The sequence below is a fragment of the Streptomyces sp. NPDC053431 genome (assembly GCF_044544925.1).
GTDB lineage: Bacteria > Actinomycetota > Actinomycetes > Streptomycetales > Streptomycetaceae > Streptomyces.
The window spans coordinates 41,426-68,138 of the sequence record NZ_JBITXX010000001.1 but is presented as its reverse complement, the minus strand read 5'-3'; the positions used below and the strand labels follow the sequence as shown (position 1 = coordinate 68,138).

Annotated in this window: 17 protein-coding genes and 1 other RNA gene; 4 read left to right on the top strand and 14 right to left on the bottom strand. The window is 70.8% G+C overall.

The genetic code is table 11. The annotated features are described in order from the left end of the window. Positions 1–20 precede the first annotated feature (20 nt). Positions 21–566, top strand: coding sequence for a DUF1772 domain-containing protein (locus ACIGXE_RS00235; RefSeq protein ID WP_399740664.1), 546 nt, complete (start codon positions 21–23; stop codon positions 564–566). Here ACIGXE_RS00235 and ACIGXE_RS00230 read toward each other — a convergent pair. From ACIGXE_RS00230 to ACIGXE_RS00220, 3 genes are all read right to left on the bottom strand, one after another. Continuing rightward, positions 563–1,729, bottom strand: a complete 1,167-nt coding sequence (locus ACIGXE_RS00230; protein ID WP_399743652.1) for a uroporphyrinogen-III synthase — start codon at positions 1,727–1,729, stop codon at positions 563–565. The two genes, ACIGXE_RS00235 and ACIGXE_RS00230, sit on opposite strands and share 4 nt — an antisense overlap. A 145-nt stretch (positions 1,730–1,874) precedes the next feature. Next, positions 1,875–3,242: a nitrate/nitrite transporter gene (locus tag ACIGXE_RS00225; RefSeq protein ID WP_399740660.1), complete on the bottom strand. Its 1,368-nt coding sequence runs from the start codon at positions 3,240–3,242 to the stop codon at positions 1,875–1,877. 95 nt (positions 3,243–3,337) lie between these two features. Then, positions 3,338–4,321 (bottom strand): LysR family transcriptional regulator, encoded by a 984-nt coding sequence (locus tag ACIGXE_RS00220; protein WP_399740656.1) that lies wholly within the window; start codon positions 4,319–4,321, stop codon positions 3,338–3,340. Between the two features lie 84 nt (positions 4,322–4,405). Between ACIGXE_RS00220 and ACIGXE_RS00215 the strand changes: the two genes are divergently transcribed. Continuing rightward, positions 4,406–5,701, top strand: a complete 1,296-nt coding sequence (locus ACIGXE_RS00215; protein WP_399740654.1) for an MFS transporter — start codon at positions 4,406–4,408, stop codon at positions 5,699–5,701. Here the strand turns inward: ACIGXE_RS00215 and ACIGXE_RS00210 are convergent, their stop codons facing one another. From ACIGXE_RS00210 to ftsE, 6 genes are all read right to left on the bottom strand, one after another. Then, complete coding sequence (locus tag ACIGXE_RS00210; protein ID WP_399740651.1) at positions 5,702–6,781, bottom strand: hypothetical protein; 1,080 nt, start codon at positions 6,779–6,781, stop codon at positions 5,702–5,704. Positions 6,782–6,956: 175 nt separating this feature from the next. Continuing rightward, positions 6,957–7,325: a transfer-messenger RNA gene (ssrA, locus tag ACIGXE_RS00205) on the bottom strand. 103 nt (positions 7,326–7,428) lie between these two features. Then, on the bottom strand, positions 7,429–7,980 hold the full coding sequence (gene smpB / locus ACIGXE_RS00200) for an SsrA-binding protein SmpB (protein WP_399740649.1): 552 nt from the start codon (positions 7,978–7,980) through the stop codon (positions 7,429–7,431). Between the two features lie 18 nt (positions 7,981–7,998). Continuing rightward, the gene (locus tag ACIGXE_RS00195; RefSeq protein WP_399740646.1) at positions 7,999–9,183 is read right to left on the bottom strand and encodes a S41 family peptidase; all 1,185 of its coding nucleotides are present in this window, start codon (positions 9,181–9,183) and stop codon (positions 7,999–8,001) included. A gap of 79 nt (positions 9,184–9,262) precedes the next feature. Continuing rightward, the gene (gene ftsX / locus ACIGXE_RS00190) at positions 9,263–10,180 is read right to left on the bottom strand and encodes a permease-like cell division protein FtsX (RefSeq protein WP_399740643.1); all 918 of its coding nucleotides are present in this window, start codon (positions 10,178–10,180) and stop codon (positions 9,263–9,265) included. A 30-nt stretch (positions 10,181–10,210) separates the two neighbouring features. Further along, complete coding sequence (ftsE, locus tag ACIGXE_RS00185; RefSeq protein WP_345487862.1) at positions 10,211–10,900, bottom strand: cell division ATP-binding protein FtsE; 690 nt, start codon at positions 10,898–10,900, stop codon at positions 10,211–10,213. Positions 10,901–11,125: 225 nt separating this feature from the next. Here ftsE and ACIGXE_RS00180 point away from each other — a divergent pair, with 225 nt between their 5' ends. Then, positions 11,126–11,311: a hypothetical protein gene (locus tag ACIGXE_RS00180; protein ID WP_376637865.1), complete on the top strand. Its 186-nt coding sequence runs from the start codon at positions 11,126–11,128 to the stop codon at positions 11,309–11,311. Between the two features lie 104 nt (positions 11,312–11,415). Here the strand turns inward: ACIGXE_RS00180 and ACIGXE_RS00175 are convergent, their stop codons facing one another. The 3 genes from ACIGXE_RS00175 to ACIGXE_RS00165 form a co-directional block, all read right to left on the bottom strand. Next, a complete protein-coding gene (locus ACIGXE_RS00175; RefSeq protein ID WP_399740639.1) occupies positions 11,416–12,063 on the bottom strand; it encodes a hypothetical protein in 648 nt (215 codons plus the stop codon). A gap of 330 nt (positions 12,064–12,393) precedes the next feature. Beyond that, positions 12,394–12,882 carry a hypothetical protein gene (locus tag ACIGXE_RS00170; RefSeq protein ID WP_399740637.1) on the bottom strand — a complete coding sequence of 163 codons (489 nt, stop codon included), beginning with the start codon at positions 12,880–12,882 and terminating at the stop codon, positions 12,394–12,396. A 1-nt stretch (position 12,883) separates the two neighbouring features. Further along, a complete protein-coding gene (locus tag ACIGXE_RS00165) occupies positions 12,884–19,732 on the bottom strand; it encodes an RHS repeat-associated core domain-containing protein (protein WP_399740634.1) in 6,849 nt (2,282 codons plus the stop codon). Positions 19,733–20,320: 588 nt separating this feature from the next. On the opposite strand from ACIGXE_RS00165, the gene ACIGXE_RS00160 reads away from it, so the two are divergent. Further along, positions 20,321–24,235: a hypothetical protein gene (locus tag ACIGXE_RS00160; protein WP_399740631.1), complete on the top strand. Its 3,915-nt coding sequence runs from the start codon at positions 20,321–20,323 to the stop codon at positions 24,233–24,235. Positions 24,236–24,310: 75 nt separating this feature from the next. Here ACIGXE_RS00160 and prfB read toward each other — a convergent pair whose 3' ends face one another. Continuing rightward, positions 24,311–25,423, bottom strand: coding sequence for a peptide chain release factor 2 (gene prfB / locus ACIGXE_RS00155; RefSeq protein ID WP_399740628.1), 1,113 nt, complete (start codon positions 25,421–25,423; stop codon positions 24,311–24,313). Positions 25,424–25,466: 43 nt separating this feature from the next. Further along, positions 25,467–26,708 carry a serine/threonine-protein kinase gene (locus tag ACIGXE_RS00150; RefSeq protein WP_399740626.1) on the bottom strand — a complete coding sequence of 414 codons (1,242 nt, stop codon included), beginning with the start codon at positions 26,706–26,708 and terminating at the stop codon, positions 25,467–25,469. Positions 26,709–26,713: the final 5 nt, after the last annotated feature.

Here is a 26,713-nt window from a genome sequence, read left to right as displayed (position 1 = left end):
GCCGCCCCTTGAATGGGCGCATGACGCAGAAGAGCAGGAACGGACAGGGCGCCGGGGCGGTCCTCGGCACGGCGACGGCGGCGACCGGGCTGGTCGCCGGGATCTGGTTCGCGTACGCGTGCTCGGTGATGCCGGCGCTCGCGCGCAGCGACGACCGGGTCTACGTCGAGGTGATGCGGAACATCAACGACGTGATCCAGAACCCGGTCTTCTTCACCCCGTTCTTCGGGGCGCTGCTCCTCACGGCGGTGGCCGCCCGGCAGCACCGCGCCGGGCCCGCCCGCGGGTGGACCTGGGCCGCGCTCGCCCTCTACGCGGCCGTCCTCGTCGTCACCTCCGCGGCGAACGTCCCCCTCAACGACGCCCTCGCCGCGGCCGCCGACCCGGTGCGGGCCCGCGCCGCCTTCGAGGGTCCCTGGGTGGCCTGGAACCTGGTCCGCGCGGCCCTCACCCTGGCCGGCTTCGGCTGCCTGCTGCGCGCCCTGGCCGTGCACGCCCGGGGCCGGCGGAACGGGCACGACGCCGCGTACACCGGGAGCCGCCGCGGTACGACGACGCCCGCCTAGGAGACCGGTCGGCCGGCCTCGTCGGCGTCCCCGTACTTGGTGTCCGCCACCGGGTCGAGTGCGAGCCGGTAGCCACGCTTCACCACCGTCTGGATCAGCTTCGGGGTGCCGAGCGCCGTCCGCAGCCGGGCCATCGCCGTCTCCACCGCGTGCTCGTCGCGGCCCGCGCCCGGAAGGGCGCGGAGGAGCTCCGAACGGGCCACGACCCAGCCCGGGCGGCGGGCCAGCAGGCCCAGGAGGGCCATGCCGGCCGGCGGGACCGGGCGCAGGGCGGCGTCGACCAGGACCGCGTGGCCGCGGATCTCGATCCGGTGTCCGGCGACCGGCAGCACCCGGGCCCGGGCGGGCAGCTCCTGGCAGAGCAGCTGCACGAGCGGGCCGAGCCGGAAGCGTTCGGGCTGGTGGGTGTCGACGGCGAGGGCCTGCAGCGGCAGCGCCGTCACCGGGCCCACGCACACCGCGAGCACGTCGTGCCGCAGCGCCGCCAACAGCTCGTCGAGCAGCCCTCGTTCACGCGCCCGGTCCAGGAGCGAGGCCGCGGCCGGAGCGCTGGTGAAGGTCACCGCGTCCAGCGCGCGGGCCACCGTCGCGTCGAGCAGCCGGTCGAGCGGGCCGAGGTCCTCGGGCGGCATCCAGCGGTAGACGGGGACGGGCACGACCTCCGCCCCGCCCGCCGTGAGCGCCTCCACGAAGCCGGGCAGCGGCTCCCCGTGCAGCTGGAGGGCGATCCGCCGGCCGGCGACGCCCTCCTCGAGGAGCCGGTCGAGGACCTCGGCCATCGACTCGGACGACGGCGACCAGGTCTCGGTGAGTCCGGCCGCCCGCACCGCGCCCTTCACCTTGGGCCCGCGGGCGAGGAGTTCCACCCCGCGGAGCCGGTCGAGGAGCTGCTCGCCGAAGCCCCAGCCGTCGGCCGCCTCGACCCAGCCCCGGAAGCCGATCGCCGTGGTGGCGACGACGACGTCCGGCACATGGTCGATCAGGTCCTTGGTGGCGGCGAGGAGTTCGGTGTCGTCGGCGAGCGGCACGATCCGCAGCGCGGGGCCGTGGACGACGCCGGCGCCCCGGCGGCGCAGCAGCGCGATCAGCTCGTCCGCTCGCCGTGCCGCCGTGACCCCGACGGTGAAGCCCGCCAGGGGGCCCTGTTCCCGCTGCTCGTCCATGTCGCGCTCGCCCCTGTCGTCCTCGTCCCTGTCGGCCGAGGGTGCCGGGGCCGCGTGTCGGTATCGGTTCACGCGTATTTCCTGGTCGTTACGGCCGTGCCGGGCCACTGTGACGCATCCCTCGGCTCGTGTCCCGGCGCCCGGCTCATACCTCGGCGGCCTCGCGCGTCCCGGCCTCCGTCGGCTCGGCACCGGCGGCGGTGTCGGGGACGGGCGCCAGGGCGGCGGGCCGGCGAAGGTATACCGCCCACGTGACCACCATGCACGCGGCGTAGAAGGCGAGGAAGGCGACGAAGGCGCCGGTGCCGGAGCCGACCGTCAGGAAGGACTGGCGGAAGGCGAGGTTGATGCCGAGGCCGCCGAGCGCGCCGACCGCGCCGATGAGCCCCATGGAGGCGCCGGAGAGCCGCCGCCCGTACGCCTCCGCCACCTCGCCCGACAGGCCCTTGCGGTGCCCCTGGGTCAGGAAGATCGCCGGGATCATCTTGTACGTGGAGCCGTTGCCGAGGCCGCTGAGCGCGAAGAGCGCGATGAAGCCCACGAGGAAGACGGCCAGGGACGCGGCGACGGAGGCGTAGAGGACGACTCCGGCGGCGGCGCTCATCGCGGCGAAGGTGGCCAGGGTGATGCGGGCACCGCCGTACCGGTCGGCGAGCGCGCCGCCGACCGGCCGGACGAGCGACCCGATCAGCGGGCCGACGAAGGTCAGCGAGGCGGCCTGCAGCGGGGTGCGCCCGAACTGGGTCTGCAGGACCAGGCCGAAGGCGAAGCTGTAGCCGATGAAGGACCCGAAGGTGCCGATGTAGAGGAAGGCCATGATCCAGGTGTGGCGGGCCCGCACGGCCTCCTTGACCGCCCCGGTGTCGTTCCTGACCGGCGCCAGGTTGTCCATGAACAGCGCGGCGCACACGGCGGCGACGACGATCAGCGGCAGGTAGACGCCGAGGACGATCCTCGGGTGCAGGGCGCCGGCGGTGCCGATGACCAGGAGACCGACGAGCTGCACGACGGGGACGCCGATGTTGCCGCCGCCCGCGTTCAGACCCAGCGCCCAGCCCTTCTTCCGCAGCGGGAAGAAGGCGTTGATGTTGGTCATGGAGGAGGCGAAGTTGCCGCCGCCGACCCCCGTGAGGGCGGCGACCAGCAGGAACGTGCCGTACGAGGTGCCCGGCTCCATCACCGCGTAGGCGAGGCCGGTCGGCAGCAGGAGCAGCAGCGCGCTGAGGACGGTCCAGTTACGGCCGCCGAAGCGGGCGACGGCGAAGGTGTACGGGACCCGGATGAACGCGCCGACGAGGGTGGCGGTCGCGATCAGGAAGAACTTGCCCGCCGGGTCGACGCCGTACTGGGGCCCCATGAACAGCACCATGACGGACCACAGGGTCCAGATGGAGAAGCCGATGTGCTCCGCGAGCACCGAGAACCACAGGTTCCGGCGCGCGATCCGTTCTCCTCCCTCGCGCCAGAACGTCTCGTCCTCCGGCTCCCACCGTTCGATCCACCGGCCGCCCATGTCGTACCTCCACGGTGTCGTATGTCTTTCCGGCGACGCTAGAAAGGCCGCGTTTCAGGACGGTGGCGGGAGGTGACGGGTGCGGAACCTTGCTCTCACCCGGCGCTCGCGGATGCTGTGAGCGCCCCCAGCACCTCCCCCTCCGGCAGCCAGGAACCGGCCGGGCGCTCGTACCAGCCCTCCTTTGCGGACAGCTCGGCGGCGGCCCGGCGCAGGGCGTCGAGGCCAGGATGCCGCAACCCCTTGCGCCAGACCAGACTCACGGGCGACAGCGGCACGGGGTCGACGAGGGGCCGCAGGACGCTCCCGGGCATCGGCGGGAAGTCGACCACCGCCAGCACCGGCGTCGGAGCCTTGGCCATGACCCGGCGGAACTCCTCCTTGCCGACGACGAGCGGCGCGGGCGGGGCGACGCGGATGCCGTGCCCGGCGAAGAGCCCGGCGGCGAGCTCGGTCCACTCGGGCGTGCGGTCGTTGCCGGCGCCCGCGTAGACGGCACGGCCGGCGAGGGCACCGAGCGGGACCTCGGCCAGCTCCGCGAGCGGGTCGCTCTCGGGCAGCAGCACGGCCATCGGCTCGTACCGCACGAACTGCGCCTCCAGACGGGCCCGCAGGCCGGGCGCGAGCCCGCCGTAGCGTCCGAAGGAGGCGTCCAGCCGCCCGGCGAGGATCTCCTGGACGGCGCCGGTCAGGCCGCTCTCGTAGCGGGCCATCAGCTCCAGTTCCGGGGCGAGTTCGCGCGCGCGGTGCACGACGCGCTCGTGACCGAGGCCCGCGCTGTTGAGGTCGACGAGCAGCGGGCGCGGCTCGGCGCGGAAGGCCTCCGCGAGCTCGTCGTGCGCGGCGAGCACCGCGTGCGCGTACGGCACGAGCCGCTCGCCGTCCGGGGTCAGCGCGACCTGCCGGGTGGTGCGCACGAACAGCTCGGCGCCCAGCTCCCGTTCGAGCCGCCGGATGTCCCGGCTGAGCGCCTGCTGGGCGACGAAGAGACGTCCGGCGGCGCGGGTGAAGTGCAGTTCCGCCGCGACGGCGACGAAGGCGCGCAGGAGACGGGGGTCGAGGTCGTACGAGGAGGCCACGGCCGGTATCTAACAACGCAGGTGCGTGAATCACCACCGAATAGGTGTTGGACCGCCGGGGGCGCGCCCCCGGACGCTTGCTCCATGCCCCACCCGGACCTGATCCTCACCCCCACGGGCCCCGCCCTGGCCCCCCGCTACGAACTCCCCGCCGCCCACCGGGCCGCCGAGGCCGGCCATGCCCTGGAAGCCGGCCGTGCCGAGGCCCGCTCCCCCGCCAACCCCTACCTCCGGCTCTTCACGATCCCCGGCGCCCGGGCCTTCACCCTCGGCAATCTGCTCGGCCGGCTGCCCGCGGGCATGTTCGGCGTCAGCTCCGTCGTCATGATCGCCGGGGTCTACGGCTCCTACGCCCTCGCCGGCGCCGTCAGCGCGGCGGGCCTGGTGGTCGGCGCGCTCACCGCGCCGTGGATCGCCCGGCTCGTCGACCGCCACGGACAGGCCCGCGTCGCGGTGCCCGCGACCGTCTGGGCGGTCCTCGGCCAGCTGACGCTGCTGCTCTGCGCGCACGCCCACGCCCCCGTCTGGACCCTCTTCGCGGCCACCATGACCACCGCGACCGCCCCGAACACCGGCGGCATGTCCCGCGCCCGCTGGGCCCACCTCCTGCGGGACGACCCGGACGCACGGCACACCGCCAACGCCTTCGAACAGGCCGCCGACGAGCTGTGCTTCATGCTCGGCCCGGTCCTGGCCGCGTTCCTCTGCTCGGCCCTGTTCCCGGAGGCCGGCACGCTGGTCGCCGCCGCCTTCTTCCTCACCGGCATGCTGATCTTCGCCGCGCAGCGCGCCACCGAGCCCCCGGTCGCCCCGCGCACCTCGGCCGGCTCCCCGCTGCGCGCCCCCGGCATGCCGGCGCTGCTCGCGGTCTTCCTCGCCGCGGGCGCGGTCTTCGGTGCGATGGAGGTGGTCACCCTCGCGTACGTGGACGGCCCGGCCGCCGGCCCCGTCCTGGCCCTCCAGGCCGCGGGCTCCTGCGCGGCCGGCCTGGTGTACGGCCACGCCCGCCGCTCGGCCGGGCTCGCGAGCTGCCTCGGGGTGATGGCCGCCCTGATGGCCCTCCCCCTGCCGGCCGCCCTCACCGGCTCGCTGCTCGCCCTGGCGGGCGCCCTCCTGGCGGCGGGGGCGGCGATCGCCCCGACGATGCTCACCGGCATGGCCCTGGTCCAGCGCCTCACCCCGCCGTCCCAGCTCAACGAGGGCCTGACCCTCGCGGTGACCGCCCTCCTCGGCGGCGTCGCCGCGGGCTCCGCCACCGGCGGCTGGCTCGCCGAGCACGCCCCGGCCCCGACGTACGGCTTCCTGGTCCCACCCGCGGCGGCGGCGCTGGCTCTCGCGGTGTGCGCGGCGACCGGCACGGGCCGCCGCGCACGCCGCTGATCAGCTCTGCCGCAGCGGCCCCATCGGCACCTGCGCCCCGAGCGCGGTCGCCCCGCTCCCGACGCCGCCCTCACAGCCGTCCGGCTCCTGGGTCCCCAGCCCCCGGGTGGAAGGCTTCTCCGCCGCCCAGAACATGTACCCGAGCAGTCCCGCCGACGTCCCGGCGCCGTTCGGCGCCGCGTTCCGCACCCAGTCCGCCGTCGCCTTCTGCAGCGAGTTCGCGTAGTCGGTGCACTCGGGCAGCGGACTGCGCCCGTAGGCGATGTAGAGCCCCGCGGTGAACTTGGCGGGGGCGAGCGGCGCGACCGGCGGGGAGTACTGGGACTTGCCGTCGAGGTGCTCCTGCCAGTTGGCGATGTGGGTGCTCGCCGAGGCGGGGCGGGCGGTCACCATCGCGTTGGCGTAGTCGAGCACCGGCCGGTCCGTACGGAGCCAGTCGGCCGTCGCCTTGCGGTTGACGTCGATCAGCCAGCGGTCACCGGCGGCGGTGTCGATGGTGAGCCGCGCGGCCGGGTCCGCGCCGGTGGCGTCGTACGGGTGGACGGACCGGTAGGCGTCGATGAAGGCCTGCAGTCCGGCCAGGTTCGGGGCGGTGTTCTGCTCGTAGTCGATCTCGATGCCGACGCCGAGGTCGGTGGCGACGGCCGCCGCGTTCCGCCCGAGCTGACCGGCGTTCTCGGCGAGGGCCGCGTCCCACTCGTCGGTGTAGGTGATGCCGCCGATGGAGAGCATCACGCGGACGCCGTGCGAGGTGAAGTACTGGACGATCTCCCGGCTCATGCCGACGGGCACGCCGTTCGCGGTGCCGGCGTCGTTGGTGCGGTGCAGCAGCTTGAGGGGCTCGACGAAGCTGAGGACGACCAGGTTGACCGACGGCCGCCCGTCGCCGCGGTCGATCAGCCAGTGGTTCCTGGCGTCGAACTCGGCGACGTCGCGCACGGTGGACCAGGTGCAGTAGTCGTCCCCGCAGTGCCAGGCGCCGTAGACCTGGACGGGCGAGGCGGCGGTGGCCGGCCCCGCGGTGGGAACGAGGAGGGCGAGGAGCATGAGCAGGACCGCGAGGAGTCCCTTGTGGCGCATACGTACCTCCGGGGATGCCGTGGCGTGGGGGGCGGCGACCGAAGGGTGTCAGGTCCAGACCAAGCCCACAAGGGGGCCGGAGGCGGGCATGACGAAGGCCCGGCGGTCCTGGGACCACCGGGCCTTCGCCCACATGGGATGAGGTGTCCGAGCGGGACAGGTCCCCTCGGGCTCTCGGTGGAGATGGCGGGAATCGAACCCGCGTCCAACGGTGCGGAATCAGGGCTTCTCCGTGTGCAGTCTGGTACGAGTTTCTCGGCCCTCCGGATCACCCAGACAAGTCCGGAACGGGCTCAGTCACTGTTTGATTTCCCTCTTCACCCCGTGACCGGGATCAAGGTTTAGTTCCCTAGCTGATGCCAGGATCCGGGTCGGGAACAGCCCCGGGCTGACACTTCGCAAGTCGCTACTTAGGCAGCGAGGGCGAAGGAATCGCGCTTGGTGTTGGCGATTATTGGTTTCGGCGCGTGGTTAACGAGATCATTGCCGCTTCCTCGACACGCTTCCCCTGCTTCGACATCCGCTGTCGAAACCGATCATCCCCATGTTGATTTTTCAATCCGCGCACCCTCTGTGAGGTGCGTGGCCCATCGTACGCGACCAACGCCGACGGTCGCCAGCGTATTCCCGGCGGCTGACCGGCGGGCTCAGCCGCGCTGGGCCGCCTGGGCAGCGCGCTGCCGGCGCCGGGCCGCGGCGATGGCACGGCTCGCCTCGCGGGTGTCCTGCTTCTCCTTCAGCGTCTGCCGCTTGTCGTACTCCTTCTTGCCCTTGGCCAGCGCGATCTCGCACTTCACCCGGCTGCCCAGGAAGTACAGCGAGAGCGGCACGATCGTGTGACCGGTCTCGGAGGCCTTCTGCTCCAGCTTGTCGATCTCGGCGCGGTGCAGCAGCAGCTTGCGCTTCCGCTTCGCCGAGTGGTTGGTCCAGCTGCCCTGGGAGTACTCGGGCACGTGGATGTTGTGCAGCCACGCCTCCCCGCCGTCGATGTGCACGAAGCCGTCGACGAGCGACGCCCGGCCCATCCGCAGCGACTTCACCTCGGTGCCCATGAGCACGACACCGCACTCGTAGGTGTCGAGGATGTGGTAGTCGTGCCGCGCCTTCTTGTTCTGCGCGATGAGCTTGCGCTCCGGCCCCTTGTCCTGGGCCTTCTTCTTCGCAGGCTTGCCCTGCACGTTGACGAGTCCCTTTGCCATAGTGCGGTCATTTTCGCACTACGGGGCCCCTCCGAGGCCACTCAATACCGTACGGGCCCGTTCTTCGGCCCGGTCGCCGGCCGCGCTGCCGACCACGACGTCCGGGGTGATGCCGTGGCCGTCCACCGCGTGCCCGGCGGGCGTGCGGTAGTGGCCGACGGTGAGCTCGGCGACGGAGCCGTCGGGCAGCGTGCTGGGCATCTGCACGGAGCCCTTGCCGAAGGTGCGCGAGCCGACCGTGACCGCCCGTCCCCGGTCCTGCAGGGCGCCGGTGAGCAGCTCGGCCGCGCTCATGGTGCCGCCGTCCACGAGCGTCACCAGGGGCCGTGCGGTGTCGCCGCCGCCGTCCGCGTACACCGCGCGCTGTTCGCCGTCGACGTCGTACGTGGCGACGAGGCCGCCGTCGAGGAAGGCCGAGGCGGCGCCGGCCGCCTCGGCGAGCAGTCCGCCGGAGTTGCCGCGCAGGTCGAGCAGGACTCCCGCGCGGGGCGGGGCGGCGCGCACGGCGGCTCTTACTCGCTCGCCGGTGCCCTTGGTGAAGGCGGCGACCCGGATGAGCAGGGTGCCGTCGTCGAGCCGGCGGACGGTGACGGGGTCGGTGGCGAGGCGGGCCCGGCGCAGGGTCTGGGTCCAGGTGGCGCGGCCGCGCTCGAGGCCCAGGGTGACGGTGGTGCCGGGGACGCCGTCGCCGCGCAGCAGGGAGACGATCTCGGAGACGGAGAGGCCGCCGATCCGGCGCCCGTCGACGGCGGTGAGCCGGTCGCCGGGGCGCAGCCCGGCCCGCTCGGCGGGCCCGCCGGACTGGACGCGGCTGATCTCGACGCGGTCCGGGGCGGCCTTCCGGGCGGAGAGGCCCACTCCCGTGTAGGCGCCGTCGAGGGCCTGCTCGAACTCGGCGTACTCCCGCTTGTCGTAGACGGCGCTCCAGCGGTCGCCGCTGCGGCTGACGAAGTCCTCGGCGGCCTTCTTGCCGGACTTGCCGTCGGCGACGGCCTCGGCGGCGGCGCGGGCGAGCGCCGCCCGGTCGACGGTGGCGCGGGTGGCCGTCGGGGCGGGGGCGGCCTCGCGGGCGTCCTCCCGCCGCGGCAGGGAGCCGGTGGCCGCGGCCGTGCCGAGCACGCCGGCGAAGACCAACGTCAAGGCGGCCCCACGGAGAACTCCGCGGGGCCGTCGACAGAATTCGGGGCCGGCACCGGCACGCATGTCGCCCACTCTAGGACAAGCGGATGGCGCCGTACGGCGGTTGGCCGTACGGCGCCATCGGGTCACGCCGAGTGAACTGTCACACCTTCAGGTACTTGCGCAACGCGACGAAGGCGGCCAGAGCGGGCATCAGGAGGCCGATCGCGATGACGAGCGGCAGCTTGGCGAGGACGGCGTCCCAGCCGATGAAGTTGACCAGCTGCATCTTGTCGGCGAGCGCGATGCCGTGGTCGATCAGGAAGTACCGGCCGACGAGCAGCATCACGCAGGCGACGGCGCCGCCAAGGAGACCGGCGAAGGCGGCCTCCATGATGAACGGCATCTGGATGTAGAAGTTGGTGGCGCCGACCAGCCGCATGATGCCGGTCTCGCGGCGCCGACTGAAGGCCGAGACGCGGACGGTGTTGACGATCAGCATCAGCGCGATGACCAGCATCAGGCCCATGACGCCGAGGGCGGCGATGTTCATGCCGTTCATGAGGTCGAAGAGGTTCTGCAGGATGTTGCGCTGGTCCTGCACGGACTCGACCCCGTCGCGCCCGGCGAAGGCGGTCGCCACGACCTTGTACTTCTCGGGGTCCTTGAGCTTGACCCGGAAGGACTCCTGCATCTGGTCCGGGGTGACGACCGACGCGATCGCGGTGTCCCCGTACTGCTCCTTGTAGTGCTTGTAGGCCTCGTCGGCGGACTCGTGATGGACCGTCTCGACGATGTCCATCTCCTTCAGATCGGACTCGATCTGCTCCTTCTGCTGCGCGGTGACGGCACCCTTGGCGCACTTGGCCGAGGTGGCGCCGTCGCTCTTGTTGCAGAGGAAGATGGAGACGTTGACCTTGTCGTACCAGTAGTCCTTCATCGTGCTGACCTGCTCGCGCATGAGCAGGGCGCCGCCGAAGAGGGCCAGGGACAGGGCCACGGACACGATGACGGCGAAGGTCATCGTCAGGTTGCGCCGGAGGCCGACGCCGATCTCGGAGAGCACGAACTGAGCGCGCATGGGATCTGCTTTCTCCTACTCGCTACAGGCTCAGTGCTGGTATCCGTAGACGCCGCGCGCCTGGTCGCGGACGAGGCGGCCCTTTTCGAGCTCGATGACGCGCTTGCGCATCTGGTCGACGATGTTCTGGTCGTGGGTCGCCATGACGACGGTGGTCCCCGTCCTGTTGATGCGGTCGAGCAGCTTCATGATGCCGACGGAGGTCTGCGGGTCGAGGTTGCCGGTGGGCTCGTCGGCGATCAGCAGCATCGGGCGGTTCACGAAGGCGCGGGCGATGGCGACGCGCTGCTGCTCACCGCCGGAGAGCTCGCCGGGCATGCGGTCCTCCTTGCCCCCGAGGCCGACCAGGTCGAGGACCTGGGGGACGGCCTTGCGGATCTCGCCGCGGGGCTTGCCGATGACCTCCTGGGCGAAGGCCACGTTCTCGGCGACGGTCTTGTTGGGCAGCAGGCGGAAGTCCTGGAAGACGGTGCCGAGCTGGCGCCGCATGTGCGGCACCTTCCAGTTCGACAGCCGGGCGAGGTCCTTGCCGAGGACATGCACCTGGCCGTGGCTGGCGCGCTCCTCGCGCAGGATCAGTCGCAGGAAGGTCGACTTTCCGGAGCCGGACGAACCGACGAGAAAGACGAACTCCCCCTTCTCGATCTCCAGGGAGACATCCCGGAGCGCGGGGCGGTTCTGCTTCGGATAGGACTTGGAGACGTTGTCGAATCGGATCACGGATGCACCACGGTCGGCCGGGAGTAGGTGTGCGTGACCATACGCGAACGGGGATGGCCCGCGCAGTCGCGGTCCGGGCTTGTGTGCTTTATCCTTTTCGTCCTTCCGATCCCACTCCCACGGGGCGCGCCGAAACGCTCGCGAGCTGGCACAGTGGTAGGGGAACGCGCGGCTCATCCGGAGCGTTCTTCCGGTGAGGACCCCCGTGCGGGAGGAGGAGAGCGCATGACCTACGACCGACTGGTGTGCGCCAACTGCGCGGCCCCCGTCGCGGAGGGCCGCTGCCCCGTCTGCCGCGCGAACCGCGAGCGACTGCCCCAGCCGACGGGCCTGACCCCGGCGATGCTGCTGACCCTGGTGATCGCCCTGGTGGCGACGATGGCCCTGCTGGCAGCCCTGAAGGGCACGTAGGGCCGCCGTAGCCCTCCGAGCCCCCGGAAGCACCACAGAGAAGGCCCGGACCCCCAGAAGGGGCGTCCGGGCCTTCTCGGCGCTTCTGCGCCTTACGCCTTACGTCAGGCAGCGGTACGGCCGCCGGCCGCGAGACGCGGCAGGAAGCGGAAGCCGATGCCACCGGCGATCATGGTGGCGGCGCCGATGATCAGGAACGAGGTCTCGGCGGCACCGGTCTCGGCCAGCTCCTCCTTGGCCTTGCCCTGCTCGACCGGCTGGGACCCGGCGTTGTTGGTGCCCGGGTCGTTGTCGACGCACTCGGCACCGTCGAGGTCGACGGTGCAGGTGCCGGCGCCGTTGTCGTTGTCGTCGTCACCCGGGGTGGTGGGCTGACCGGTCGGACCAGGCTTGCCGGGGGTCGGCTTGCCGGTCGGCTTGCCCGTGGGGTGGCCGGTCGGCTGCGTGGTCGGAGGCGCGGTGGTCGGCGGGGCCGTGGTCGGCTCCGTCGTGGGCGGGGCCGTGGTCGGCTCCGTGGTCGGAGGCGCGGTGGTCGGCTCCGTCGTCGGCGGGGCCGTGGTCGGCTCCGTCGTGGGCGGGGTCGTCTGGCAAAGCGTCGGGTCGATCTCACAGGTGGGCGGCTCGTCCTCGGCACCGAGCGAGACGCTGACACCCACGGCCTGCGCGGCACCGGCCGCCGTCAGCGACGCACCGGCGGCGATGACCACACCGGCGGCGATCCGCGCAACGCGGACCCGCGTCTTCTTCGTCATCTGGCTGCTACCCCCAGTAGCTCAAAATCGTCTGTAGAGCTGCGCTCGGGGCGGCGGACACCGGAAGCCGTCACAAGAAACTGGACCTGCCCCCGTTCACACGCGCCCCAGAAACACGCATGCCGCGTGCCACCCTTCCGAGTTTCCGATGACACGTCAAGGTCGTTGCGCGTGCGATGCCCGAAAGATCACCTTCTGCCCGCCATGCGGCGATGCAACTGTGACGTAAACCCTGAACTCCGGGCCCCGCTATGGCAGTTCCCATGTCGACAAAGCGTCAGAATCACCGATCGGCTGCTTGCGGCCGCGAATCTGCTCTCCCGGATCGGCTCAAGCGGTCCCCTGTACCTCCCCTCGGAAGTCCTCCGCAACTTCGCGGATGTCCGGGTCTGGCGACTGGTCGGCCGCTTCCACGAGCTCCCCCATGAGGGAACCGGCCTTCAAGAGCCTGAGGAGCTCGGCAGTCCGTCGGTACGCCTCATAGTCACTCTCAGGGTTCGTGATCAACGAAGTCACGTGCTCATCCATGGCCGGCAGCAAGGCGTCGCGCGGGATTCGCAGGATGCAACGGCGCACCTCCCCCAAGAGCGAGTGCGACACGCACGAGAGGGGGAGCAGCTCAGGAAGCAGCGCCTCCGCGACATGCCAGTCACTGATACCGATCACCGTGAGTGCTTGGCGCCTCCAGTCGAGGCGCAGGAGCGCCTCGCCGAGCATCGACCGCATATCGAAGTCACGCAGCCTGCCCAGCGCATCTCGGTAGACCTGCTCGGCTTGGACGAAGGCGTTCCAAGCCGATTCAGCCTCGCTGCCGCTCACGTCATTTCTTCCTTCCCGCCCGGGTCCATGGCAGGTTCATGAACCCGTCCACGAACTGCTGCGGAGTCATGGGTTCGGTGGGGAAAATCGTATGGTGCGTGGCGGCTTGCGTAGAGCCTGGCAGGACGTCCACGCCGTCAGCCACCACCCCGAAGCCCCGAGGCAACGGCGTCCCACGAGGAATCGAGTGATAGACGCCTGTCACAGGTGCACTGTCCGGATCTGCGAAGGTCGAGGCTCCGTGCGGCGACGGGCCGGACTGCGGAATCACGAGACCGTCGTCTCCCACCTGGAAATCGACACCCTCACGCGGTGGCCGCGGACCGGAAGCATTTCCGAACGCATTCAGCTCCGCAGGCGTGTCGCAGTTGTGCACCAGGGCAGGCTCGCCACCCGCCAGCACGTAGTAGGTGTGAACGGTCCTGACCGTCAGGTCGTACGTGATCGCGCGTGCGTTGTAGTTGCGGGCGTGGAGGATCTTGAGGGTCGTGCCGTCCGGCTGGCGGAGTTCCGTGCCCGGGGTCAGGTTCTTCGCGTCGGTCCAGCGGTGCTTGGCGACGTCCCAGAAGGGGTGGTGCCAGGTCGTCGTGAGCTTCGACGGCTTCGATCCGGGGGTTTCCGAGGCGACGACCGTCAGGTCGGTGAACTCGGTGTCGTCCGTCGTGACGATCTGCCGCTCGACCGGCTCGCCCGCCGACACGTTCGTCTGCGGGTCGGCGGCCGCGACCTCGTCGCCGGCCTCGATCTCCGAGATGGGTTTCGTGTTGCCGTCGGCCAGCAGGACGCGCGTGTCTCCGGTGAAGCTGTGCGTCGGGCAGGACGATGCCTTCGCCGCCGCGGCCTCCTCCGCTTCCGCTGCCGCCGCCTGTGCCCGTCTCTCCCGGGCCAGGACCGCCGCCGCGGCCGCCGCGTCCTCGGCCTCCTTGACCGCCTTCTCGGCCTTCTGGATGGAGCGCCACAGCTTGAAGGCCTTGTAGCCGACCTTGATCGCCTTGAAGACCTTGCCCCAGGGCACCGCGTTGAGGGCCGTGTTGATGCAGGCCATCACGTCGCCCTTGGTGAAGCAGTTGACGGCGTCGGTGATGCCGATCAGGTCCGCGACCAGGTTGACGATCTTGTCCTTGAAGCCCTCCTTCTCCTTCCGCGCCGCGGCCGCCGCCGCGTCCGCGGTGGCCTTGGCGCGGTCCGCCGCCTCGGCCTCGGCCTTCGCGGTGGCGCTGTCGGTGTGCGTCGTGGTGCTGGTAGTGGCGGGAGCGGCGGCCTTGTTCTGCTTGTTGTAGTCGTCGATCTCCTTCTGCGTCGGCGGCTTCGAGGGCGTCTGGCCCTGGACACCGCAGACGTCCCCGTCCTTCGGGCACAGGCCGTCCGGGTCGCTGAGCGTGACCGGGCTGTTGTTGGCGTAGGAGTACGCGTTCCACTGCTCGGGGTCGTTGGCGTCGAGCAGCGGATCCGGTGAGAGGAAGCGCCCCGCCGCAGGGTCGTACTGCCGGGCGCCCAGGTTGACGAGGCCGGTGTCCTCGTCCTCCTGGCCACCAACGAAGCCTCGACTGCCCTGCCACGTCGCCGGGGCGGTGCGCTTCTCGCCGAACGGCTTGTACTGGCGCCGGGTGACCGTCTGTGAGACGGCGTCGATCTGGATCTGACCCGTGCCCTGACGATCGGAGACCAGATAGGCGACCCGGTCCCCGGCGGCGTCGACGGTGCGTACGGCGACGGTCTGGCCGCCGAGGCCGATGTAGCGGGTGCCTTCGGCCTTCGCTGCCCCGGTCTTGAGGGTCAACTCCTGGTCGCCGGTGTACAGCACCGTTTTGTCGGCGTCGCGCCGGATCAGCAGGTTGCCGGCGGCGTCGTACACGTACTTCGTAGACTTGCCCGTGGCCGTGCGCGCCAGCTCTACGAGCTTGCCCTGGGTGCCGAAGCGGAACGAGTCGGTGCCGGCCCGGTCGGTGCGGCTCTCGATGTTGCCCGAGACGTCGTAGGTGTACGACGTCTCCAGGGTGTTCTCGGGGCCGCCGGGCGCGACCTTGCTGATCGAGGCCACGGCGTGTGCCGGGCCCTTGCCGGCCGCCGGCTGTGCGTATGTGGAGACGGTGTTCTTCGTGGCGTCACCGTCGACGGCGTGGTCGGTCTGTGTCTCCCGGTTGCCCGTGCCGTCGTACGTCCAGGTCTGCCAGTAGGAGGACGGGCTCCGGGAGACCGTGCCCGCCGCGCCGGGGGCAGGTGTCGCGGCGCAGTCGTCCGTCGCCGTCCACGCGGCCGCCAGTCGCTGGGCCCAGTCGTAGCGGAAGCACTGGGTGTCGGTGGTGCCGTCGCCCTGCTCGGAGGCGATCCGGGTGACGTTGCCGGACGGCTGGTAGGCGTAGGTCGTGCGGTCGGCGATCTTCGTGCCGGAGGCCGCCACGGTGAAGGAGCTGGCCAGCCGATGCGTCTGCTCGTCGTACTGGAGCGTCTGCTGGGCGAAGTTCCCGGAGGTGCCGAGCGTGAACTGCTGCGGCTCGTCGTACTGCGTCCAGTCCAGCGAGGCGGCCATCGACTCGCTGCCGGCCGTCTTCGGCCGGCCGAAGCGGTCGTAGCCGTAGCTCACCGTTTCCTGCGGCAGGAGGCCCGCCGCGCTGTCGGTGTACGAGGCGAGCGTGCCGGTGAGGTTGTAGCGGTTCTGGGTGATGTAGGTGCCCTGGAGGTTCCCCTCCTCCGCCGGGATGACCCGGGCGGTGGCCGTGACCCTGCCGTAGGAGTCGTAACCCAGGATCTTGTCGGTGTAGGCCCGCCCGTTGTCGTAGCTGGTCGACGAGGTGGGCAAGCCCTTCTTCAGCGTGTCGTACGTCCACGAGGCCAGCTGGTTGGCCGGGGCAGGGGCAACGTCGCCGGTGGTGTCGTACTGAGCCTTCCGGCGTCCGAGCTCGTCGTACGTGTAGGTGACCTGCTTCTTCCGTGCGTCCGTGACGGTCAGCACGTGTCCTGCGTTGTCGTACGTGGAGTCCGTGATGCCGGTGTCCGGATCACTCTGGGTGGTCTTGCGCCCCAGCAGGTCGTAGCCGCTGGACCAGGCGTGGCCCTTCTTGTCGTCCTGGCCGGTCTGCCTGCCGGACGGGTCGTAGGTGTAGGTGACCTCGTCGTACGTGCCGGTGGGCGTCGTGCCGTGGTACCGCCACAGGCTGGTGGTCTTGCCTCGGGCGTCGACGAAGGTGCTGGTCGGGGTGGAGCCGGCCGGCGGGGTGGTGTCGGTGCGGTCCGATCCTCGGTAGGCGTACGTCGTGCGCCAGGTCTCGGTGGCCCGGGTGTACGAGATCGCGTCGGTGACGCGGCCCGCGCCGTCGTAGACGGTGCCGGTCTGGGTGGGCACCTGGTTGTCGGGGGCGGAGACGAGCGTGCCGGAGGGGGCGCCGGTGGCGTAGTACGGGCCGGCGGTCTTCACCGGCCAGCCGTGGGTGTCGTAGACGGTCTCGGTGATGACCCGGCCGCCGTCGGCCGTCTCGGTCTGGGTCTCGCGGGCGCGCAGGAGTGCGTCGTAGAGCGAGAGGGAGGTCCGATAGCTGGTGTCGTCGTTGAGCGTCTGGGTGGTGACCGTGGACACGCCGGTACGCGAGAGGTTGTACGTGAACTTGGTGTTGGCGCCGTTGCTGGTGGCGAAGCCGGGCTTCCACACCGCGATGAGCCGGCCGAGCGGGTCGTAGGCGTTCGTGGTGGAGTATCCGGCCGCGTCCGTCACCTTGGTGGCGAGACTCCGCGCGTCGAGCGTCGTGGTCGAGGAGAACGCGGTGGTCTGGCCGGTGACCAGCGGCTGGGTGACCTTGATCGTGGCCGGAGCGGTGGCTGTGGCCGCCGTGTAGGACGTGGTCGTGGTGTAGCCGCGGGCGTCGGTCTCGGTGATCTGACGGCCGTAGGTGTCGTAGCTCGCCTTCAGCGTCGGGATGTAGTGGGCCGTGCCCGCCGTGTCGACGGAGTCGGCCTTCTGCACCATCGTCACGTCGCCGGTCGTGGGCGCGGCGAGGTTGTCCGTGTGGCCGTCGTAGAAGGTCAGGTCGTCGCTGATCAGGTCACCCGGGTACTGCGGCGTGGCCACGCAGTTGACCGCGACGGTCTGTATGCGCCTGGGCAGGGGCAGGGTGTTGCCTGCGGCGTCCTTCAGGTACCAGGTGGTGGTGCATTTGTCGTCGGCCGCCGTGGACAGATCGCCCTTGTCGTCGACCTCGGTCGGCAGGCCGGTGACCGAGTCGTAGTTGGTGACCGATTCGGTGACGCGGTCGGTTCCGTCGGCTTTGGTGGTCGTGGTGCGCGTGGACCGGTTCTCGACCGCCAGCCGGGCGACGAGCGGATCCAGCCCGACAGTCGTCCGTGCATGCGTGGCTGTCGCCTTGCCCAGCGCGGGAGTGGTGACGGTGCTCGCGAGCCGGGCTCCGCCCGACCCGTCGTAGCTGAGCGTCTCGAAGACCTGCCCGGCGAACTGGTCCTCGTCGGCGGCGGTGACTCCACCCGTGCTGCTGGTGAGGGAGGCGGGCCAGGTACCGGACCCGAGCTTCTCGCCCTTCATACCGCGGAAGTAGACGGACCGCGAGAGCGTGAGCCGGTCGGGCGCGGTGCCGGTCGAGACCTCGACCTGACCGTATCCCCGCCACTGGTTCCAGGTGCGGTACTTGGGCTCGCTGAGCGAGTCGTCGTTGAAGTGCCAGGCGGCGCCCCCCAGGTACTTGTACGAGGTCTGCACGGGCAGCCCGCCGCCGAACGGGTCCTGCTCGGTCACGGTGTTGACGACGAACTTGTTGAACCAGTCGAGCTGCGGGGTGGTCTGGCCCGCCGGTGTCCAGTACGAGGGGTAGCAGCGAAGCGTGTTGTTGTCCGGGGAGGACGGCATCACGACCGTGCCGGCGCGGTGGCACTGCGCCGCCAGGTAGTTGATCGCGGTCACACCGCCCGATTCACTGACGATCTTGGTCATGCGGCGGCGCGTAATGGGCTGGTAGCCGTCGAGGCCGTCGACCCGGTTGGCGAGGCCGGTGCCCTCGAAGGTCAGCTCCGGCATCGCGAGGGATCCGCCGACCTGGCCGGTTCGGACGATGGAGTTCAGCCAGAGCGAGGGGGTGGTCGTGTCACCGGTGGGCGGGAAGGTGTGGGTCAGGGCCCAGGAGTCCGCCTTCTGATAGGCGCCGCCCACAAGGACCTCGGTGCGGATGCCGATGAGGCGTTTGGTGGTCCAGTACGACGGCCCGTGGTTGGCGCAGGTGCCCGTGGACGGGCAGTTCTGGTCGGCGGGCACGTCGGGCCAGCGGGTGGGCGTCGTGGTGAGCTTGGACTCGGCGCAGTCGAAGCCCCCGCCCGGCAGACAGCGTTCGAAGGTGTCGAAGAAGACCTGGCCGGTCGGGGGTGTGGTGGTGTCGTAGATCTTGCCGTCACGCTGACCGTACTGGATCTTCTCCAGCTGGCCGCCGCGGGTGTAGGCGGTGGGCGCGGTGGAGTTGTTCTTGCCGTAGTAGCCCGTCTCCGGCTTGTACCAGAAGCTCATGGCGTTGCTGTGGTCGTCGACCGCGTAGTCGAGGTTCCAGCGGTACGCCTGGGCGCAGGACGAGGCGGCGAACGTGGACTGGTGGCAGGGCTCGTTCGCGTCGTTGCCGAAGACCGGCGTGGTCCACACCGAGTTGGTCGTCGCCTTGCCCGTGACCCAGCCAGGAAGACGATTGAGGCCGAAGTAGTAGTCGGTGCCGTCGGCGGTCGTGACGACCCAGTACTCGTTGTCGTTGTCGCCGTTGACCGTGTCGGTCCTGACGCTGATCTTCTCGCCGCTGTCGCTCTGCTGGTGCCACGTCTTCGAGGCGTCGTCATAGACGAGGGTGTTCGAAGCGCCGTTGAGGGAGAGGGTGAGCGTCTGTGCCGCACCGTTCCAGCACTGGTCGGACGTCTTCGGCGTGCCGCCGGCCGCGTCGTCGGCGCAGGAGCGGTAGGAGCGCTCGATGAATCCGGGCGCATAGTCCCAGCCGTCGCCGATCCAGGAGGCTTGGGCGTTGGTGGAGGACGTACGGCCGTCCACACCTTGGGAGCTGTAGCTGAGGGCCACGGAGGGCTTGAAGCTGCCGGGTACGTCCGGCACACCGATCGGGTAGGTGTAGGAGAAGCCACCGGTCGAACCGCCCGCGGACCACTGCCCGGAGGGCGAGAGCGATGTGGCGGCGTACGAGCCGCCGCCGCCGGCGGCCTCGGCCACCGCGGCGAGGACCGTCGCGGACGACGGGGCGTTCGGAAGTGGCACCTCGCCGCTGACGGTCCCGGCCTTGGCGTCGTTGACAGAGGCCACGGGCGTCTGAGTGCGGCACTCGGGTCGCTGGGGCGTCGTCAGCACGCACTCGGGGAGACGTACGAGCCGCAGACGCGAGGACCAGTCACCGCCGTACGCCTGGGCGAACGACCGGTAGTCGACGCTCAGGCGCACCCTGCCGCCGCTGCCGCCGTCGGTGCGCGCCACGGAGGTGATCAGGCCGGCGATACCCGCGCGGGTGGCGACCGCGCGGCCGGCGGTCCGGACCTTGACCCGGGCGACCGAGGTCTCGGCCGCGGAGGCCGCCGGGGCCACCGACACGGGCAGGGTGCCGACCCGGACGGCCGCGGTTCGCCGCCCGGTGGCGGCGGGGGCGAGCGCGGTCTCGGCTGTGGCCTCGGCCGGCCAGGCCTTACGGGCCTTGCCGGGATCCCACTGCGGCGATGTGGTGGACGGGACCGGACGGCCCTTGACCGGGCCGACCGGGACGGGGCGGGTTTTGCCGGGCGAGACCGCGTAGTTGCGCGGCTTGTCGGTGGCGAAGGCGACCGCGGTGGGGTCGGCGAGCGTCGCGACCAGGGTGAATGCGGTGGCAAGTGCCACCGATGCGGCGGTCGCCGTCGCCCTGCCGCGTCTCAGAAATGCCCATCTGCCCGATATTCGCCGCACCATTCGTGACCCCCCACAAATCGACCGAGACAGCGCGGGCGAAATTATCAGCGGACGCCCTCGTTCAGGTACAAGCGAGGAAACACGTCGGCAAAGAAATAGCAAAGAGTCACAGACTCGCAAGGATGAGTCGTTGTCAACCGAATTAATCGGGCCACATCAAAGGAATTCCTTGCCCGACGCGCCTTACCTGTGGCAGCGTCCCGCGCGATCGCCCTTCCATCCCATGCATCAGGGGGGACTTGTATGCGCGACCCAGTAGGCCGCAGCTCCAGGATCAGATGCCGGCTGGCCGCCGTGACCTGCATTGCGCTCATCAGCGCGGCAGCTCCGAGCACGGCAATGGCCGGCCCTGAACCCGGCTCCGGAATTTCCAATTCCGCAGCCTCTCCCGGCGCCGGCATACCTGCACCGATTCCGCATAAATCAGAACCTGGCCGACTCGGCACAATGCGAGAAGAGGCGGATTCCGGCCTGACCGGCGCGCAGGAAAAGGCACTCGCTGCAGCGCAGCGTGAGGCGTTGAGGACCGGCCACCCGGTTCAGGTAGACGCGCTCACCACCGAGACCGACGTCGTCACCGCGAACACCGGCGGCACGGTCACCTGGACATCGAGCGTCCTACCGCAGCGGGTGCGGAGGAACGGCGCGTGGGTCCCGGTCGACAGCACGCTCCGCCGAGCAGCCGACGGCTCCTACCGAACGGCGGCCACGGCGGCACCGCTCGTCTTCTCCGGGGGCGGCGACCACCCCCTGGTCACCATGAGGAACGGCAAGGCCTCCCTGCAGCTGTCGTGGCCCACCCCGCTCCCCCGGCCGACCGTCGCGGGCTCCACCGTCACCTACCCCGGCGTACTGCCGGATGTGGACCTGACGCTGACGGCCGACAGCCGTGGCGGCTTCACCCAGGTCCTCGTCGTCAAGACGCCCAAGGCCGCCGCCGACCCGAAGCTCGCCTCACTGTCGATGACCACCAGTGGAATCGGCGTCCGTGTGGACGACGACGGCCAGGGCAACCTCCAGGCCACCGCCCCCGCGGGTCAGGTGCTGTTCAGCGCCCCCGCGCCCCGCATGTGGGACTCCTCCGCCGTGACCGGCTCCGCCGGCACGGCCGCCCGCTCCGGCAGCAGCAGGGCGGCGGGCCCCACGGACGCCCCGTCGGACGCCCGAGGCCCCGGCCGGGGGGCGCACAGCGCCCCCGTACGCAGCACGATGAGCGGCTCGAAGCTCACCCTCGCCCCGGACGTCCGCATGCTCAAGGATCCGTCCACCCGGTTCCCGGTGTTCATCGACCCCTCGTGGAGCCCGCACTACCAGACCGCGGCCAAGCAGCACTTCGTTCACGTGCAGGAGGGCTGCCCGTCGGCGAAGAACTACGACTCGACGGCGTACGGCAACCCCGGTGTCGGCTACAACGGCTGGTCGGGCTGCGTCGGCCGGGAACGGGCGTACTTCCAACTCGGTATCCCGTCAGCGGTATGGAGCACGCACATCGTCACCGCGACGGTGAACGCCATGGAGACCTACTCGGCAAGCTGCAGCCTGTCCGAGGACGTCAATCTGTACTCCGCCAACGCCATCATCGCGAGCACCAGTTGGAGCAGCCGTCCGGGGCTGGTCGCCAAGCTCGCCACCCGTTCCTACGGCCCCGCGTGCACGAGCCAGCCGTCCGGCGGCTTCAACGTGACGTCCACCATCGCCAAGGTCGCCGCGGCCAAGTCGTCGAGTTGGACCTTTGCCCTCCTCAACGCGGACGAGAGCGACAAGAACAAGTTCAAGCGCTTCGCGCCGAACCCGTCGATGAGCATCACGTACAACCACGTGCCGAACGCGCCGGCCAGCCCCTCCGTGAACGTGGGGACCTCCTCGTACGGCTGTGACACGGCCGCGCCGTACCCCCTGATCGGCAAGACGGTCTCCACCACTCCGCCGACGCTCACGTCGACGCTGAGCGACGCCGACAAGGACACGCTGGCCGGCAGCTACACGTACTGGGTCGACGACGGCACCCCGAACAAGCTCTCCCTGACGAGCGCCAACGTGGCGAGCGGCTACAAGGCCCCGGTCCAGGTACCGTCCACCTTCATCAGTGGCCTCGCCGACGGCACGACCATCGCCTGGCAGGTGACGGCCACGGACGGCAAGGACACCCGTGCCAACACGTCCGTCTGCCACTTCACCGTCGACCGCCGGGCGCCCGCCCGCCCGCTGGTCTCCTCCGTGAACAACGTCTACCCCGAGCACCAGCCCGGGGCGGCCGCCGGAACCTCGGGCACCTTCACCTTCAAGGTCGATCCGGGCACCACGAACAACACCGCGGCCAAGTTCGTCTGGGGACTCGACATCAAGCCGCCCACGAGCAACCCGCCCGCTACGCAGATCGTGACCGCGGTGAACAACACCGCTTCCAAGGCGGTCGTCCCGCCCACCCCCGGCACCCACATTCTGTGGGTCTACGCACTGGACGCGGCCGGCAACTCCTCCGAAATGTACGGCTACGAGTTCGTCGCGCTCGGACACGCCCCGAAGACGTACGCGAGCCTCGCCGACGCCTTCGACAACACCGCCGTGTCGGACGACGCCGCACGGACCGCCGCCAACGCCGACGGCGCCGGGTACAGCTTCTCGAAGCAGGACCTGGCGGCCGCGGGCTGGCACGGCGGTGGCAAGGTCACCGTGAACGGCGCGACGTTCACACTGCCCACCTTCGGCTCCGGCCCCGACAACACCCTCGCGGCCAATCAGACGATCCTCATGAGCGGTGCCAAGGGCCGAGCTCTGGTCTTCCTCGCCACCGGCACCTGGGCCAACGTGGCCTACAACCGCAACCCCGCCGACCACTCCCTGCCCGTCATCCCCGACGGCGAGGGCACCACGGCGACCGACTGCGACTACCGGGCGGGCACGCCGACGGAGTGCTCATCGGCGAGCGGCAGCGTCACGTACGCGGACGGCACCAACTCCCCCTACTACCTCGCCTCGCCCGACTGGGGTTCGCAGGGCGAGTACATGCTTTCCGCCGTGGCTCTACCGCACCGGAACAAGCCGACGGGACAGGACGACGTGCAGTCGAAGATCTACGCCTTCGCCGTGCCCCTGAAGCCGGGCGTGGCCGTCACCTCGGTGAGCCTCCCGGACATCGCCGACAAGGTGGGCGCCTCCGTGCCGGCCCTGCACATCTTCGGCATGGCGGTACGCGACACCGAGGCGGCCCCGGGCACGGGCACCTGGAACACCGGCTGGAGCGCCCCGAACGTGGGCGCGTTCAACTACCTGTCGGGCACCGCGTACTCCAACCAGACCTTCCGTATCGCGGCGGTTCCCCAGAGCAGCGGTCCGACCGTACGGATCCGCCTCTCGAACAGCTACGGCACGTCTCCCCTCACCATCGGACGCGCCACCGCGGCACCACGGTCGGGCGGCACCGCCACGGCGACCGCCGCCCCGGTGGAGTTCACCTTCGGCGGCAGCAAGAGCGTCACGATCCCCGTGGGCGGCGAGGTCTACAGCGATCCCCTGGACTACCCGGTGACGGCTGGGCGGGCACTGCTGGTCAGCTACCACCTGGCCAACTCCGCGCAGTACCTCGTGCAGCACAGCTACTCTCCCTGGGACTTCCAGTACATGGCGCCCGTCGGCTCCGGCGACCACACGATGGACACCGTCGCCGACACCTTCATGGCCACCGGCAGCTTCCGCTGCTTCTGCACCAACCTTCTGACCGGCGTCGACGTGGCCACGGAGACGGCCCAGCCGGGCATCTCCGTGCTCGGTGACGACATCGTCGACCCGGGCTGGACAGGCTCCACGCCGGTGATGAACACGCCCACGTTCATGCACCGCCTCGCCGCCCGCCTGCGCGTCAACCCGCAGGCGGACCTGCCGGCGTGGGGTATGCACAGCGCGGCCATCCGCGGAAACCGGGTCATGGCCAACGAGAACGGCAATCCGGCGCTGCTGACCCGGCTCGACCGGGATGTCCTGTCGGCGGCCGGCGTGCGCACAGCGGTCGTCTCCATGGGCGTGCAGGACGTGGCCGCCGGGGTGGACGACACCGCGCTGAACGCCTCGTTCATCGTCCTGCGCGACGAGCTCTCCGCCTGGGGCATCAAGACGGTGTTCACGACACTCACCCCCTGCCACGGCTACAGCAGGTGCACCGACGCCAACGACCTGAACTGGGCCGCCGTCAACGCCTGGACCTCGGAGCAGCGGGAATACACCCCGCCCTACGTCGACGTGGTCGACACCGAGGCCGTGCTGGGCGTCACCGACACCACCAGCACCCGGGACCCGCAGCCCCGGGTGATCAGCTCGGCGGCGGAGGCCGCGTACGACTCGGGCGACCATGTGAATCTCTCGCCCGCCGGCCTGCAGGCCAAGGCCGACGCGTTCGACCTGCGGACGCTGGTTCCGGGCGTGATGCCCGGCACCTGACACCTCCACGACACATGACAGCGGGTCCCACTCGATTCGAGTGGGACCCGCTGTCATGTGAAGGTACGGGACGGCTTACTGCGCCTGCTCCTGCTGCTTGCGCCAGCGGATGCCCGCCTCCAGGAAGCCGTCGATCTCGCCGTCCAGGACGGACTGCGGGTTGCCGACCTCGAACTCCGTGCGGAGGTCCTTGACCATCTGGTACGGGTGCAGGACGTACGAGCGCATCTGGTTGCCCCAGGAGCTGCCGCCGTCGCCCTTGAGGGCGTCCATCTTGGCGCGCTCCTCCTGGCGCTGGCGCTCGAGGAGCTTGGCCTGGAGGACGTTCATGGCGCTCGCCTTGTTCTGGATCTGGGAGCGCTCGTTCTGGCAGGACACCACGATGCCGGTCGGGAGGTGCGTGATGCGCACCGCCGAGTCGGTGGTGTTGACGCCCTGGCCGCCGGGGCCGGAGGCGCGGTAGACGTCGACGCGGAGGTCCGAGTCGTCGATCTCGACGTGGTCGGACGACTCGACGACCGGGAGGATCTCGACGCCGGCGAAGGAGGTCTGGCGGCGGCCCTGGTTGTCGAAGGGCGAGATGCGGACCAGACGGTGGGTGCCCTGCTCGACGGAGAGGGTGCCGTAGGCGTAGGGGGCCTTGACCACGAAGGTGGTGGACTTGATGCCGGCCTCTTCCGCGTACGAGGTCTCGTAGACCTCCGTGGAGTAGCCGTGGCGCTCGGCCCACCGCAGGTACATGCGCTGCAGGCGCTCGGCGAAGTCGGAGGCGTCGACGCCGCCGGCCTCGGCCCGGATGTTCACCAGGGCCTCGCGCTCGTCGTACTCGCCGGAGAGGAGGGTACGGACCTCCATCTCGTCGAGCGCCTTGCGGACGGCCGTGAGCTCGGTCTCGGCCTCGGCCCGGGTGTCCGGGTCGTCCATCTCCTCGGCCAGCTCGAACAGGACCGCGAGGTCGTCGATGCGGCCGCGCAGCGCCTCGGCCTTGCGGACCTCGGCCTGGAGGTGCGAAAGCTTGCTCGTGATCTTCTGCGCCGCCTCCGGGTCGTCCCACAGGGACGGGGCCGCGGCCTGCTCTTCGAGCACGGCGATGTCTGCCCTCATCTTGTCGAGGTCCAGGACGGCCTCGATCGACCCCATGGTCGAGGAGAGGGACTTCAGCTCTTCGGATACATCGACGACTGCCACGCGTCCAGCGTAACGGCTCGTGGCAAGGACCCGGACCCCGCGACTACGGCCGCGCCGACGGGCTGCTGTCCTGGGGCGGGGTCTCGGTGTCCCCGGAGGCCGCCAGATAGCCGCCCGCGCCCAGCGCGCCCGCGATCACCACGGCCGCGACCGTGAGCGTGATCCGGCGCTTGCGGACGGCGTCCGCCTTGTGCCGGGCGGAGCCGGGTCGCGGCGCGCCGGCCGGGCGCGGGGCCCGGGCGGTGCCGAGGGGGCCGCCGGAGAGCTCGTCGGGGCCGGGGACCCGCATGGAGGTGTGGGTGTCCCGGTTGGAGTCGGTGGAGGCGCCGGGGACGAGCGGGACGGCGGCGCGGCGCGGCGCGGGCTCGTCGCCGGCTCCCTTGGTCGCGTACGGGTCCTCCTCGTACGCCGGTTCCGCCGCCGGGTCCGCGTCCGGCTCGTCCACGTCGAGCGGCGGGATGCCCTTGAGCATCGGCAGCACGTCCCGCAGCCGGGTCCCGAGCTCGGAGGCGCGCAGCCGGGAGGCGGGGGCCTTGGCGAGGCACTGGACGATCAGCTGCCACAGCTCCTCGGGGATGCCGGGCAGCGGGACGACGGTCTCGGTGACGTGCCGGCGCAGTACGGCGCCGGGGTGGCCGCCGCCGAACGGGGTGAAGCCGGCGAGCAGCTCGTATAGGACGGTCGCGAGGGCGTAGATGTCGACGGCGGCGCGCGGCGGCAGGCCCTCGACGATCTCGGGGGCGAGGTAGTCGGGGGTGCCGATGATCCGGGTGGCCTTGGTGCGGCCGGGGGTGTCGATGAGCTTGGCGACGCCGAAGTCGGTGAGGAGCGCCGGGTGGGCCCCGCCGGGGCCGAGCGGGCCCTCCATGTCGAGCAGGATGTTCTCGGGTTTGACGTCCCGGTGGACCACGCCGGCCTTGTGGGCGGCGGCGAGGCCGTCGGCGACGTCGGCGATGATCGCGACGGCGGCCTCGGGCGCGAGCCGGCGCTCGCGGTCGAGGCGGGTGCGCAGGTCCGTGCCGCGGACCAGGTCCATGACGAGCGCGAGGTCGTTGCCGTCGACGACGAGGTCGCGGACGGAGACGACGTGCGGGTGGTCGAGTCCGAGCAGCGCGGTGCGCTCCTGGACGAAACGGCCGACGAGCTCCTGGTCGGAGGCGAGGTCCTCGCGCAGCAGCTTGATGGCGACGGGGCCCTCGGGGCCCTCGCCGAGCCACACCGTGCCCGCGCTGCCCCGCCCGAGGATCTGGTGGGCCGTGTAGCGGCTGCCGATATTCCGTGCCAAGACTG